The sequence below is a fragment of the Cryobacterium sp. Y29 genome, from assembly GCF_002929825.1.
Lineage (GTDB): Bacteria > Actinomycetota > Actinomycetes > Actinomycetales > Microbacteriaceae > Cryobacterium.
This window is the reverse complement of the sequence record NZ_PJJN01000030.1, coordinates 133,346-146,206: the sequence shown is the minus strand read 5'-3', so window position 1 is coordinate 146,206 and position 12,861 is coordinate 133,346. Positions and strand designations below refer to the sequence as shown.

At 61.8% G+C, this 12,861-nt stretch carries 14 protein-coding genes; 6 read left to right on the top strand and 8 right to left on the bottom strand.

The window, feature by feature from the left end:
- Positions 1–213 precede the first annotated feature (213 nt).
- The 4 genes from CXY74_RS06625 to CXY74_RS06610 all read right to left on the bottom strand — a co-directional run bounded on the left by CXY74_RS06625 (position 214) and on the right by CXY74_RS06610 (position 5,545).
- Entirely contained in the window at positions 214–3,105 is a 2,892-nt protein-coding gene (locus CXY74_RS06625) for a DUF3427 domain-containing protein (RefSeq protein ID WP_233193249.1), read from the bottom strand.
- Complete coding sequence (locus CXY74_RS06620) at positions 3,102–3,500, bottom strand: (deoxy)nucleoside triphosphate pyrophosphohydrolase (RefSeq protein ID WP_104199699.1); 399 nt, start codon at positions 3,498–3,500, stop codon at positions 3,102–3,104. The genes CXY74_RS06625 and CXY74_RS06620 overlap by 4 nt, the downstream gene beginning before the upstream one ends.
- A gap of 85 nt (positions 3,501–3,585) precedes the next feature.
- Entirely contained in the window at positions 3,586–4,380 is a 795-nt protein-coding gene (locus CXY74_RS06615) for a nuclease-related domain-containing protein (protein WP_233193248.1), read from the bottom strand.
- 97 nt (positions 4,381–4,477) lie between these two features.
- Complete coding sequence (locus CXY74_RS06610; protein WP_233193255.1) at positions 4,478–5,545, bottom strand: thermonuclease family protein; 1,068 nt, start codon at positions 5,543–5,545, stop codon at positions 4,478–4,480.
- 417 nt (positions 5,546–5,962) lie between these two features.
- On the opposite strand from CXY74_RS06610, the gene CXY74_RS17685 reads away from it, so the two are divergent.
- Positions 5,963–6,301: a hypothetical protein gene (locus CXY74_RS17685; protein ID WP_199183163.1), complete on the top strand. Its 339-nt coding sequence runs from the start codon at positions 5,963–5,965 to the stop codon at positions 6,299–6,301.
- Between the two features lie 89 nt (positions 6,302–6,390).
- Here CXY74_RS17685 and CXY74_RS06600 read toward each other — a convergent pair whose 3' ends face one another.
- Together CXY74_RS06600 and CXY74_RS06595 are read right to left on the bottom strand one after the other, a co-directional pair.
- Positions 6,391–6,774, bottom strand: a complete 384-nt coding sequence (locus CXY74_RS06600; protein ID WP_233193247.1) for a PIN domain-containing protein — start codon at positions 6,772–6,774, stop codon at positions 6,391–6,393.
- Positions 6,775–6,782: 8 nt separating this feature from the next.
- Positions 6,783–7,037, bottom strand: coding sequence for an AbrB/MazE/SpoVT family DNA-binding domain-containing protein (locus CXY74_RS06595; protein WP_104198208.1), 255 nt, complete (start codon positions 7,035–7,037; stop codon positions 6,783–6,785).
- A 296-nt stretch (positions 7,038–7,333) separates the two neighbouring features.
- On the opposite strand from CXY74_RS06595, the gene CXY74_RS06590 reads away from it, so the two are divergent.
- The 4 genes from CXY74_RS06590 to CXY74_RS06575 all read left to right on the top strand — a co-directional run bounded on the left by CXY74_RS06590 (position 7,334) and on the right by CXY74_RS06575 (position 10,130).
- Positions 7,334–8,131, top strand: a complete 798-nt coding sequence (locus CXY74_RS06590) for a hypothetical protein (RefSeq protein WP_104199694.1) — start codon at positions 7,334–7,336, stop codon at positions 8,129–8,131.
- Positions 8,132–8,230: 99 nt separating this feature from the next.
- On the top strand, positions 8,231–8,854 hold the full coding sequence (locus CXY74_RS06585; RefSeq protein WP_104199693.1) for a LysE family translocator: 624 nt from the start codon (positions 8,231–8,233) through the stop codon (positions 8,852–8,854).
- A 143-nt stretch (positions 8,855–8,997) separates the two neighbouring features.
- Complete coding sequence (locus tag CXY74_RS17680; RefSeq protein WP_199183162.1) at positions 8,998–9,639, top strand: hypothetical protein; 642 nt, start codon at positions 8,998–9,000, stop codon at positions 9,637–9,639.
- Positions 9,636–10,130, top strand: a complete 495-nt coding sequence (locus CXY74_RS06575; RefSeq protein WP_104199692.1) for a DNA alkylation repair protein — start codon at positions 9,636–9,638, stop codon at positions 10,128–10,130. The genes CXY74_RS17680 and CXY74_RS06575 overlap by 4 nt, the downstream gene beginning before the upstream one ends.
- A 110-nt stretch (positions 10,131–10,240) precedes the next feature.
- Here the strand turns inward: CXY74_RS06575 and CXY74_RS06570 are convergent, their stop codons facing one another.
- Positions 10,241–11,383, bottom strand: a complete 1,143-nt coding sequence (locus CXY74_RS06570; RefSeq protein ID WP_158252309.1) for an MFS transporter — start codon at positions 11,381–11,383, stop codon at positions 10,241–10,243.
- A gap of 41 nt (positions 11,384–11,424) precedes the next feature.
- Positions 11,425–11,547 carry a hypothetical protein gene (locus CXY74_RS18195; protein ID WP_255409522.1) on the bottom strand — a complete coding sequence of 41 codons (123 nt, stop codon included), beginning with the start codon at positions 11,545–11,547 and terminating at the stop codon, positions 11,425–11,427.
- A gap of 330 nt (positions 11,548–11,877) precedes the next feature.
- On the opposite strand from CXY74_RS18195, the gene CXY74_RS06565 reads away from it, so the two are divergent.
- Positions 11,878–12,855 carry an NAD(P)H-quinone oxidoreductase gene (locus CXY74_RS06565; RefSeq protein ID WP_104199690.1) on the top strand — a complete coding sequence of 326 codons (978 nt, stop codon included), beginning with the start codon at positions 11,878–11,880 and terminating at the stop codon, positions 12,853–12,855.
- Positions 12,856–12,861: the final 6 nt, after the last annotated feature.

Genomic DNA, 12,861 nt, shown 5'->3' with positions numbered 1-12,861 from the left:
CAAACCTCGTTCGCGCGAAGCCAAATATATACATCGCATTGTAGCGATACACCAGCTACGCACGCGGCCCTCAGACGGGGCGTTCGCTTGGACAGTGGGCCGATATACCGATTGTAAAAGACGATCCGGCAATAATTGAGAGACGGGAACGCGAGGCATGATCGACCGCTCCACCGAGACGCCAGCAGTGAGTTGTGATGGTCCGATCGCGCGCTAGGACTCCAGTGCGCGTGTCGCGAAGTACTCGTAAAGACTTGATTCAATAGGAGTCGCGAGACCCAGCGTCATTGACACCACATCATGGCCACCGTCTCCCGACATCTTTGTCTGACGGGCATCCTGCGATGTCGCCCGTCCGAGATAGTAGAAATCGGTTCCTTCTGCGTCATCTTTCTTTGCGAAAACATGAAGGGGAAGACTGTTCTCAACAATCGCTTTCACCTCACCGCTCGCAAGGGTGCGCCTGCTTCGGGTGAACCAGGTCAATGTCGAAGGGTTGATAAACTCGTCTCCATAATTGGTGCTTTCGGACACCTCAGACCCCTTGTGGTACGTGACGAATATCGGGCAGGTGTTTGAGACAAAATCGACCTTATAGCCGTATATCGTGCTTTGTTCGTTCGATTTCCAATTCAGAAGACGGCAAGCGTCCTTGCGGGAATAGCGCTGGCCCACCTCAAGACGTCCGGTCCAATTGTGTCGATGGCGCGCGAGGTACAGCCCGGTCTCTACAACGTCGTTGACGTGCTCTTGGAACATAAGATCGCTGTTCCAAGCCACGACGAACTTTACGTTGAGGTTGTACACGCCGTCACTAAAAGTGACGACCGGTGCGCCGCCGTACTTTGTGGCTTCTGCTGAGGTAAAGAATTCTAAACTCAAGACGCCCAGTACGGAGGCAAGTGTCGCCGGATCGGTTGCCAGAGCACTTTTATCAAGCAGTCGCGTGAAGTCTTGGACCTCTAGACCGTTCGCGCTGGACAAAAGCTCTTTGAGCAGCAGTAGCTCATGAGGCCGCTTCCCATTCAGTAATTCGCCGGAAAGAAAGGTCAAAACTCTGTCTGCGTATTCTCCGGCCGGAACGTTAAAGGCACCGACTTTTTGGAGAAATCGCCAATAATTCTTTGCCTTTGTTGCAATGACTGTGGGATCCACTAAGTCGAAGCGCGCAAAGTCGACGAGTATAGGGGCTCGGCCTAGGCGGTTCTGCAACTCGAGGAAAGACTTCTTAAGGTTCGACATGCTGTCGAGAGTCGTCGTTGCAAGGGATGCAAAAATTCGCTCTCTTGCAATAGCATCAAAGTTGACGCTGGAAAGGCCGGCTATGGCACCAGCCTCTTGTGCGTCGATGATTTTCTTGCGGATCGAATCCTTGTTAAGGCTGCTGTCTCCGAAGAGCGCTATGGGAATCAAATAGTTATTCTCGTAGTTGCCGATGAAGTCGATAACTACTAGGTGCTCTTTGCCCGCGGCCTTACGAAGTCCCCGTCCGAGCTGCTGGGTAAACACGATACTCGATTGTGTCTGACGCAGCATAACGACTTGATTGACTGAGGGAATGTCGATCCCCTCATTGAAAATGTCGACAGTGGCTATATAGTCAAGCTCGCCCCGCTCGAGCATCTGCACGACCGCCTCTCGTTCGTCCACCGAGTCGGACCCGCTCAGCGCGCGCGTTCGAAGATGCTTCCCATGAACCTCGCGCAGGTTGAGAAGTGCCGAAAGGTCCATCGCCTCATCGTTCCTGCTGCAGAAGATTAGCCCACGTACCGGTGCGCCGGCGTGTCCATACTTTTTGATTGTGGCTACGAGGTAGTCAACGCGTTCAGAGGCAACAAGGTGCTTAAGGTCCGAGAGCTTGTCTATTACCTCACCGTCTTTGACGTAATCGGTCACGCCGTAGTAGTGAAAGGGTGCCAGCATGTCTGCCTCTAGGGCCTTTTGCAATCGGATTTCGTATGGCACATTAAAATCGAACAGCTCGAAGACGTTGAAATCGTCGGTTCGCTCGGGCGTCGCTGTCATTCCGAGCAGAAATTTCGGCTGGAGGTGTTCGATCACACTCCGGTAGCTCTCGGCGCCCGCCCGGTGCACCTCGTCGATCAGAACGTAGTCAAATGCATCAGGCTCGATCCCAGCGAGATTCGCCGGTCTTGATAGTGATTGAATCGAGGCGAACACATAACGACGATCAAGCTCCCTTTTCGTTCCCACAAATTTGCCAAAGTCGCTGTCTGGGGCTCCTAAGACACGCTTGAATTCAAATATGGCACGGTCCAAGATCTGCTCACGATGCACCACGAACAACATCCGTTTCGGTGCACATGCCCGCACGTCGAGCGCCGAGAGGATGGTCTTTCCAGTTCCTGTCGCAGAAATAACGACCGCGCGTTTCTCCCCAATGTCGCGCAATGCCGCAATCTCAGCGAGCGCCTCGACCTGCATCTCGTTGGGCCGAATGACTCCATTGACCGGCAGATCAGTCACCGGGTCGATCGGGTCGATTGCGGGTGAAGATGAGGGTGCGATCCACGTCAGCGCGTAGGCGTCGATCCAGTCTTTGGTAAGGGGAATCGAAGCATCAATATGAGCCTGCGCAGCGCGATTAAGCTGCTGGACTATGTCCCCATCCGGGAGAGCCGAAAAGCGTAGATTCCACTCGTGGTTGTTTAGAAGCGCACGATCCGTCAGGTTTGAGCTTCCTACTATCGCGGTTGTACTCGCTTCCTGCTCGAAAACGTATCCCTTTGCATGAAACCCAGCGGCGGAATCTGGATGCACATAAACGTTGATTCCATCGAGATTGAAGAGTTCCCGAAAGGCCGCGGGCGAGTTGAATCCCAAGTACGTGGATGTGATTATTGTGCCCGACCCTTGAAAGTCAATAATTGCCTGCTTTAGCAGGGCTATCGCGCTCGGTGTAACGAAGGCGACAGAGAACACGAAGCGACGCGAGCGCTTTAGCTCTTCACGAATCGCTCGGAGCATGGTGTTGCCGTCAGTATTTGATACGAGTGTCGGGTTAAAGACTTGATCGGCCTTGACTTGCGAGTTGAGAAATCCGAAGTTGTTGTCGAAGGTCAGCTGGCGGCGAGTCGCACTCACTCGTGAAAGTCTTTCATGACCTGAACCACTGCGGGAATGTCAGCAGGTGCCCAATCGAGCTGGTCAAGCTCTGCAGCCTGAACCCACCGAATTTCTGAGTGCTCGGTAAGTCGGGGCTCTTCGCCGGTTAGGGAGCAGTAATAAGTCGTCAGGATAACGATCCCGAAGTCGTACTCGTGCTCGGTGGTTTCGATGCGCGCGCCGATCTCCGCTGTACAGAGCAACTCTTCTTCGAGTTCGCGGAGCAAAGCCTGCTCGGGTGATTCGTTCATCTCTATCTTGCCCCCGGGAAACTCCCACATATCGGGCAGGGACATTGTCGAACTACGACGTGCCGCGAGAATTGTCTGGCCCCGCGTGAGGACGGCGCCGACGACATTGATTCTCTTTTTCACAGGTGAACTCCGATGCCTAGCCGTCAATCCGTAACGCCAGCTTAGCCAGCGCGGTGCGCTGGTGATCAAAGCAGCCGCAGGGGCTTTAAAGACCGCCGATGATTCCGAGGACCAACTTGTTGTAGAGAGGCAAGCCCCCGAACACTCCGAGTGTCGCAACTGTCGCGAAACTGAGCAGGGTCCACGAGACTCGCCGCACGCGCGCTGTTTTTACATCGCTGTCGATCACAGCGAATTTCGCCATCAAACTCGGATTCGGTAGCGATGCGAGTGCAGTCCAGGTCCCTGGCGCGTCAACTATCGCTTCAAGTTCGACCAGATCGACTTCGACGAGAGAAACTGGTTGTTTTAGCAGCCAACGGCGCAAACTGACCGCATCCAGAACAGTGACCGCGTCGGGCGTCTTCCTGATCGTGATCTGCCCCGGGCGGACCAGCGCGATCACAGCCTGCGCCGGCGGAAGCTGCGGCATCCGCTCTCGAAGCATTTTCGTGACGCGAGTGGCCTCGAATTTCGAGTTGCGGAGGTAGGGCTGCTTTTGGCCGTTGACCAGGAACGACCGTTCGGCGATCCAGATCTTCTTGCCGCGGTGGTGTTTGGTGTTGATCGTGAAGATTCCGCCCGGGCCGAGCACGAGATGATCGATGTCGGCGCCGGCGTTGCCGATCGGAAGAGCGTGGAAAACTCTCCATTCGGGCGGGAGGCGGTCGAGAATCCTGCCAACCTCAATCTCACCCTGAGCGCCGAGGTACCAGGCGACGCTGTCGGCGGCCAGCGGGGAGTATCCCCAGAACCGAGCGAAACGCGAGCGTGGCGGCACAGCTTGTTGCTGGCGGAGCAACTCTTCGATGACCGATTGGGCGGCGATCTGATCGCGCATACCCGGTGCCTGTGTTGTCATGCAGCCCCCGATGGTTTAGAGCCAATCTAGCGGGCATAGCGTCGCTACCAAGACTGGAGTCGGCCGCCGCCTAACCCTACGGGCAGGGGATCTTGGTGTACCGGCGACCCTTGTCGTCGACGGAGGTTCCGTTGTTGCCGTAGGCGCGGCATCCGGTGTACGTGTCGACGCTGGGAACCGCGGGCGCAACGTACGGTTCAACGTAAGGAGCGACATACGGTTGCTCGGCAGCACGCTGGGCGGCAAGAGCTCTCGCGTCGGCAGCAGACCGTGCGTCAGCGGCAGCTTGTGCGTCGGCAGCGGCCCGTGCGTCAGCAGCGGCTTTCGCTGCGGCCGCGGCGTCTGCGGCGGCCTTCGCTGCGGCAGCCTGTTCTGCGGCCGCCGCCTCGCGTGCCACTGCGCCGGTCTCAGCCGTCACGAGCTTCTTGTGTATCGAACGCGCCTTGGTGTCCATGTTTCTCAAGCCCTTGCCGTAGCCGATCTTGGGCGTGGCCAGCAGGATGGACATGGCGATAGACGGCTGATCCAGATCGGCAAGACGTTGCAGTGCCGCGATGCCGGCGATGAGTGCAGCGGCCCGCGCGACCAGCGCTGTCACCTCGCCGGATGGAGCGGTCCCGCTGTCGACCGCCGCGAGTTGCTGCGTCTCGGCTTTCAAGGCCTTGACCTGGGTGCGAACGGTGCAGTCCGTTGTCTTTGAATAGAGGCCCCGGAACTTCGTCTGAGCTATTTTCTGGGCGGCCTGCACGGTTTTGAAATTCTTGTCATTGGCACCGAAGGTGACCGCCATTCCATAGCCTTGTCGAGCGATTTCCTCACTGATGAACTTGTCGTCGGCGGTGTAGACAGCGGCCAGCGTGCGCCCGTAGCGATCGAGTCGCTCCCGGTCGTATTTCAGGGTGACCTTGGCCCCGACAGGGAGTAATGCAGTGAGGTAAGCCGAGGCTACTAAGCCTCCGCATTCCACGGGCTCGGTCGGGTCTTTTGTTTCGGGGGTGTCGATGTTGAGCAGGCGCACTCGCGTCTCTTTTGAATCTATTTTTAGCACCACGGTGTCGCCATCGATCACACGGACCACGACCGCACGATCGTCTTTGGCGGCCTTGGCCGGCGCAGCAGTGAACGTGATTCCAGCGATTACCATCAACACGGTTGCGGCGGCTGAGGCCTTGGCAGACAACCAACGGTGACGATTTGAACTCGACGATACGAATGACACTGCGCCCCCAATACGACTGCAGACAAGAACGATCGCCGTGCGGTATCGAACCCTGCAGTGATCCTGATTATGCCGGAGCTTGTGTCGCCATGGACACGACTGTGCCCGCCCTACGCTACCGCCCGCACTTTTCCCTCTGGCTGGCCCTTACAGGGGCCGGTGTGCTGATCAGCATCGCCCCGCGCGCCGGCGCGATCAGCACCATGAACAATTCGCTGAAGAGCGGGTTTCGGCGCGCTCTTCGTGACCGTCGCCCTACTGCTAGCGCTGGTGCACTCAAGGACTTTAGCCCGGCAGAACCGCTCACGCGAGTGCCGCGGCGACTTGCTAGTATGCATCCGCTTGGTGGTCGGTACGGCGGATGCGCTCGGCGGGCTCTTTGTGCCAGAGCGCTTGCAGGCCTGGGTGATTCTCGACCGGCGGCTGAACGCCATGGTCTACGTGTTCTGCGTTCAGACCGCGACCTCACACGATGTCTACGACCAGCTGAATGTGGCCCAATGGGATTTCTACGTGGTGCCACGCATCGATTTGGCCTTGACCGATCAGAACAGCCTCGGAATCGCGCGCGTGAAATCATTGTCAGGCGGCGCGACCGCCTGGGATGATCTGAAAGCGGCGGTCACGGCCGCAGCGGTTGGTCAGGAGCGGGATGATGACCGGGATTGGTGGGGCGCGTAGGCCTGTCGGCGACAAGCAGCGGCGTCGACGCGGGAAACGGGCGGTTCAGATGGGTAGGGGCCGTCCTGAGCCAGCCTGTTTCGGAGACTTTAGCCCGTCGCCAGCAGGCGAGCTCTTGTTTGGCTGGCCAGTTTGCGGTCAAATGTATACAGCGGCTGGTTCGACGTCACGTCTGCCGCCGTAACGAGATAGCAGTCTTCGAAGGACAATTTGGGGTGCCCGACATACAGGGTCAACGCGCGATCAAACAGTGACGCGTTGGCGACGATCTGGGGGAGATTCACGACGCCATGAATAGCTTCTTGCTGCTGCTCTCGATTCAGCCCGTAGGCGCGGCCCAACACGAAGATTGTCTCGACGAGTGTGATGTCCGATACGAAAAACGTGCCGCCCGTCTGAAGCAGGACCACAGCGGCGTCATGTTGCTCGGGCACATCGTTGAGTAGCAATCGGAGAACGACATTTGCATCCAAGGATGCGCTCAATTTGCGCGCTCGCCGTTCCGATGTTCTTGGTAATAGGCGTCAACGTCTGTCACGGGCTCGATGATGGTCGCGTAGCTGGAGATTAGCGCGCTGAGCGCTTCGATGCCGGCAACCGGTGCGATATTCATCGTGCCGGTCTTTTCGTCGATCGAGATTTCAAATCGATCACCCTGTTCGAGTCGCAGGGCCTTACGCACGGCCGCGGGAAGCGTTAGCTGCCCCTTGCTGCTCAACGTTACGACGGTCTTCATGTCTTACAGTTTATGACACGTAAGTCAATATGGCTACGGTCTGTCGTGCAGGCGTGGGTAAGAGTAAGCGCACTCGCGTCGCAGCTGCGTCGATATGGTGGCCACCGTGTGGAATGCAGCGCGAGCGGGACCATCCGTGCATCGACGCGCACCTGCGATTCGCTGCCGTGTGCACGTGTCACTCTGGCTGCCCGCTCTGCACCGCGGCGCTCGGTACCGCACGTCGGGATGGCTGGGAGCCTTTACTCAGGCGCGCTAGGCACACTTGAGGACCCAATCAAACAGAAAGGCCCCCAATGAGCAACCTCCAACGCATTCTGCGCATGGCATCGAAGGCCCTCGAGCAGAAGGGGCAGCCGTCTTCCGTCGGGTCAGGCAAGACGGATTGGCGCGAGATGGCGCGCACCGCCGCCGACAAGGTCACCGGAGACACCCGGCCCCCGGCGAGCAATGTGCAGCGGAGTGCCGTTCCACGTTCTGGGTCGCACGCGTCGCCGGCGGTGAGCGCCGAAGACCGCGCGGCCATCGCCCGCTACGACTACCTGCTGCAGACCGCAGAGCCCCGGCAGCTTGAACAGGTGCACCGCGATGCGTTCGCGCGGCTCACCCCGGCGCAACGCGACGAGGTCGACGCCCAGCTGCGCACCGAGCTGCCCGCCAACGAATACCCGGCATCGACCAGCCCCGAGGACCTGGCCCGGTCGGCCACCCGCGGCGAAGCTCAGAAGCCCGGCCTACTGAAGAAACTGTTCGCCAAGCCGTCCGGCCGAGGAGCCGGCGGCGCCCTTGCCGGAGCGGGGGTCGCCGCCCTCGGGCTCGGTGCTGGCGGGTTACTCGCCGCCGTCGCCGGTGGAGCGGTGCTCAGCAATGTGGCTGGCCCCCTTCTGGAACAAGCGGCGGGATTGGGCGTCGATTTCGAAGGCCTTGCCGGCGGACTCGCGGGCGTCACCGGTGGTCTCGAAGGAGTCACCCAGGGCGTCGCCGACGGAGCGGGCGAGTATGCGACCGGCCTCGGCGAGCAGGTGTCCGATCTAGGGTCGAACTTTGAGATCCCCGGTCTCTCGGCACTCGGCAATTTCTTTAACCGCGAATAAACAGCACCACCGATGGCAGCGTCCTCACCGGGCGACGTACGAAGGCGGAGGCCGGTGCCGTTGTGCCATCGGCACGACCCGCCCGCGCTACGCTGACGTGTGCAACTTTCCCTCTGGCTGGCCCTTGCAGGTGCCGGCGTACTGATCAGCTTCACCCCGGGCGCCGGCGCGATCAACACCATGAACAACTCGTTGACCAGCGGATTTCGGCGCTCGATCTGGGGAATCCTCGGGCAGCAGGCTGCGCTCATCGTGCACATCATCGTTGTCGCGCTCGGTGTCGGGGTACTCGTCGCGGGTTCCCCCGTGCTGTTCAACGTCATTCGCTATGCCGGCGCCGCCTACCTGGTCTATCTGGGCATCCGCTTGATTCTGCAGAAGCCCGGCTCCCAACGGGACCCGACCATGCCGCTGATCAGGGAGCCAGCCAGGTCGATGTTTCGCCGCGGCTTCTGGGTGAACCTGCTCAACCCCAAGGCACTCGTGTTCTTTCTCGCGTTCATGCCGCAATTCATTCGGCCGGAACAGCCGCTGCTCCCCCAATACGTGGTGCTCACCGTCACCGTGGTACTGATCGACATCGTCGTGATGTGGTTCTTCTTCGCGGTGGCGGCCAAATCGTTCCAGCGCTTCACCAACACCGCCCGCGGGCAACTCATTCTCAACCGCACCTTCGGCGGACTCTTCGTGACCGTTGCCCTGCTGCTGGCGCTGGTGCACTGAGCGCCCATCGGCCGCACCATTCGGTTTCAGGAATCGCGGCCATACTTGCCGCTTCACGCGCGGCGAACAGATCGTCTGACCGGCCGGGCTGGCGAGCGTGCACCGTGTAACGGTTGCGCGTGGTCTTATCGCGCAGTTCTGTAATGACGTCTACGACGTCGGCCCGCATGTGCTCGATCAGACAGCAGTACGGTCGCGGCGTCGAGCCGCTGGGCGGGATCCGCTTCGGAGTAGGCGCGGCCGGTCGGTACGCTGGCAAGATGACGAACACCGACACACGACAACCGCGCCGCGCCATCAGGGCGGCAGCCGTGGGCTTCGGGGCCGTTGCGCTGTACGCGCTCGTCGGGGTTCTGCAGATACTGGTGTGGAATCCGCTGGCGGCCGTGCCGGGCGCGACGCTCGCGCAAATTCGCGCGGATATGACCCTCGCGAATGAACCGCTTGTCGCGAACGGCGTCGTCATCTGGGCGGCGATAGGAATGGCGCTCGCCGCCGCGGTTCTCGTGGTGACGATCGTGCGAAACATGAGTGCGGTCGGGCTGGTTGTGGCGGCCTATCTCGTACTGCTCGTGTTTGCGGCTCCCGGGCACTTCTTTGTGGCTTTCGGGCCCGGCATGTCGATCGCCGACACGTTCATGATTTCGGGCGGGGATCACGCCCCGTGGGGTATCGTGCTGTACCTGATCAGTGCCGCCGCCCTGCTCGCCTTGATCGTGCTGATTATTCGCGCCGCACGCACGGCTGCCGCCCGAGACACTGACCGAGGCAGAATAGATGGATGAGCGATGCCGGCGACTTCGTGGACCGCACGCTTCAGTACGAAGCAACCTGGGAGCGGGCGGCTGAGGCAGAGGCCCGGTACGGGAACGATCTCGAGTTCTACGGCGCCTCGGTGGGCGCCGTGCGGGGAACCATCCGCGACCTGGCCCGCCGGCATAAGAACATGAGCCACGACGAGGTGACCGCACTGAGTTCCGAGCTCTGGAACGTGCCGGTGTTCGAGCGCCGCCTCGCCGCCATCGTGCTGCTGCAATCGAACGTGACCCGGCTCGACAACACCGATCTCACCCGCATTGAAGGGTTTCTGCGCGGAGCGGGGCTGCCAGAGCTCGCGGATCCGCTCACCTTCACCGTGGTGCTGCCCCTGGTGCAGGCGCTGACCGGCGCGAATCGTGCCCGAGCAAATGCGTCCCTGGCGCGCTGGGCCGGCGACGGTGACCCGTGGCTGCGCCGCGCGGCCCACGGCGTCAACACGAAAATCGCTCGCGCGTGACTGCCAACACCAAGGAAAACTCCTCATCGGAGTTGAGGTGCGCCGAGATCATCGAGAAAGCCCCGGAACAGCAGGGTCTGGATGGGTTTTACTGAGGCTGCGAATCGTCCCTAGCTGACGGGCACAGCGGGCGGCGTCTTTCGGGCGAGCACGAACGCGATGTACCCGGCTACGATCTGCACCGCGCCGACGATGATCCACAACGTCGTCTGCGGTAGAGCCGCGTAGAGCAGTCCGAAGGCGAGCGGGCCGGCGCCGCTGCCGACATAGGTACCGATCTGCACGACGCCGGTCGCGCTCGGGGTGGCCGGACCCGCCACCCGGGACACCACGAAGTGCGTGAGCCCCGGCCACCCCCAGCCGATACCGAGGGCCAGCAGCATGCCCGCCACGAACGTCCACTGGGTGTCCACCGCCATGAGCAATACTCCGGCACCGCCGATGAACATCATGGCGGCCACGGTGGCGAGCGCGAACGTGCTGTTGGCCCGGTCGGCGATTCGGCCGACGACAACGCGCACGACGACGCTGAGCAGCCCGGCGACGCTCAACAAAATGCCGGCCCCGGCCAACGGCAGCCCGCGCTCGATGCCTGTGATCACCGCATACGCAGTCACGGCGCCGGTGGCAGCCGCCGAGAGCGTGGTGACGCTGGCCATCAGCAGCAGGTATTTCATCAGCGGCGGGGTCAGCGGCACGTGCGAACCGCCGAGCCGGGGACGCGCGAGCTCCCCCCGCGGCACAGACCACCAGAACAGGCCCCCTACGGCGAGCGCGAAGAGGCCGGCGAGACCGAACCCCCAGTGCCAGCCCAAGGTGAGCGCGAGCGCCGGCACCGCCAGCCCGGCCAGGAACGCGGCAAACGGAATCGCCGACTGCTTGATGCCGAACGCGGTCGCGAGCATTCCGCGTTGTACCCGTAGGTTGATCAGCTGATTCGCGGCGGGATGGCTGATGCCGTTGCACACACCACCAACCGCGGCCCACACCAGCAGCCAGGCCCAGGACGGCACCAGAAAAGCCGATCCAACCAGGCTCAGGGCGCCCACCGCCACCCCGAACAACGTTGTGGAACGAATTCCCAACCAAGACACTACGCGCCCGGCGAGCACTGACATCATCGCGGCGGCGGCCCAGTAACTGGCCACGGCCGCGCCCAGCACCCACTGCGGCGCCGGAATATCGAGCTGGATCCGCACGAACAGGGCGCCGAGCAAAAACACCGGCAGGCCGCCCGTGATGGTGGCGCCCATTGCGAGAACCACCGCGCGAGTGCCCGACTGGCGCCGGAGCATCACTTGCGCACGAGCGCTCGCGTGTCGGCGCTGGGAGAACGGATGCTCGCCCCCACCTGACTGTGCAGCGGGGTGCCATTCGCTGAATCGACCGCGTCGGCGGGCACCACATCTAGCCACATTCTTCCATCGTAGGCCGGAGGACAGTATCGTCCGGGCCACACGACCGGCGAGGTCGGGGCATCCGATGAATAATCCAAGCGCAGCCCTGGCACGCTGCGCGGGGCCGAATAAACGGATGAGCGACGCCGGCAACTTCGTGGATCGCACGCTGCCGTACGAGGCCACCTGGGAGCGGGCGGCCGAGGCGCAGGCCGGTACGGTTCAGTTTTACGGCGCCTCGCTAGGGGCTGGGCGGGGAACCAACGTTGACGATTACGGGGTGTGCACGAGCGCAGTTGGGGTACTCGGCCCCCGGCAGCCCTGTCTCACCCTGCGCGTAGGCTGCGCATATGCGCGCAATCATCGTAAGCTCCCCCGGCGGGCCGGATGCCCTCACCCTCTCGACCCTGCCCGACCTGGAAGTCGGGGCCCATGACATTCGGGTGGAGGTCGCTGCGGCGGGCGTGAACCGAGCGGATATCATGCAACGGCGGGGCCGCTACCCCTCGCCCGCCGGCGCACCCCAGTGGCCGGGGCTGGAGGTGTCTGGCGTGGTGACCGAGGTGGGCGACGACGTGACTCGGTTCGGCATCGGCGATCGCGTCTGCGCGCTGCTCGCCGGCGGCGGCTACGCCACCGAAGCTGTGGTGCACGAAGACCTGGCGTTGCTGGTGCCACTGTCGATGGACCTCATCGACGCCGCAGCCCTGCCGGAAGCCCTGGCCACCGTGTGGTCGAACGTGTTCATGGCCGCTGAGCTCCAGCCCGGGGAAACGTTGCTCGTGCACGGCGGCGGAAGCGGAATCGGTACGACCGCCATTCAGATCGCCCGGCTCCTGGATGCGCGCGTGGCCGTGACGGCCGGGTCAGCCGAGAAACTCGCCGTGTGTGAGAGCCTCGGGGCAGAAGTCCTGATCAACTATCGGGAGCAGGACTTCGTCGCCGAGACCACCGCCGCGACCGACGGGCGGGGCGCCGACGTGATCCTCGACATCATGGGTGGCTCTTATGCGGCGCGCAACATCGAGGCGGTCGCGGTGAACGGGCGCATCATGGTGCTCGCCAACCAGAGCGGTGAACCGGCCACGTTCGACCCGTTTCGCCTCATGCAAAAACGCGCCCGCTACTGGGGCACCACCCTGCGCGCGCGGTCGCACGCCGAAAAGGTCGCCATCATGCGTTCGCTCGAGTCGGCGGTCTGGCCGTGGATCGCCTCGGGCGAGTTTCGACCGGTGATCGACGATCGATTCTCATTCGCGAATGCAGCGGATGCGCACCGCCGGCTGGAAGCATCCGCTCACGTGGGCAAGATTGTGCTGGTGCCCTGACCTCGA

Excerpts from the sequence above, each read along its gene's own strand:
- CXY74_RS06615 (WP_233193248.1), bottom strand. The coding sequence starts at position 4,380 with ATGCGCGATCAGATCGCCGCCCAATCGGTCATCGAAGAGTTGCTCCGC.
- CXY74_RS17680 (WP_199183162.1), top strand. The coding sequence starts at position 8,998 with ATGACGTCTACGACGTCGGCCCGCATGTGCTCGATCAGACAGCAGTAC.
- CXY74_RS06565 (WP_104199690.1), top strand. The coding sequence starts at position 11,878 with ATGCGCGCAATCATCGTAAGCTCCCCCGGCGGGCCGGATGCCCTCACC.
- CXY74_RS06570 (WP_158252309.1), bottom strand. The coding sequence starts at position 11,383 with ATGGGCGCCACCATCACGGGCGGCCTGCCGGTGTTTTTGCTCGGCGCC.
- CXY74_RS06575 (WP_104199692.1), top strand. The coding sequence starts at position 9,636 with ATGAGCGATGCCGGCGACTTCGTGGACCGCACGCTTCAGTACGAAGCA.
- CXY74_RS18195 (WP_255409522.1), bottom strand. The coding sequence starts at position 11,547 with ATGTGGCTAGATGTGGTGCCCGCCGACGCGGTCGATTCAGCGAATGGC.
- CXY74_RS06590 (WP_104199694.1), top strand. The coding sequence starts at position 7,334 with ATGAGCAACCTCCAACGCATTCTGCGCATGGCATCGAAGGCCCTCGAG.
- CXY74_RS06610 (WP_233193255.1), bottom strand. The coding sequence starts at position 5,545 with ATGGTAATCGCTGGAATCACGTTCACTGCTGCGCCGGCCAAGGCCGCC.
- CXY74_RS06595 (WP_104198208.1), bottom strand. The coding sequence starts at position 7,037 with ATGAAGACCGTCGTAACGTTGAGCAGCAAGGGGCAGCTAACGCTTCCC.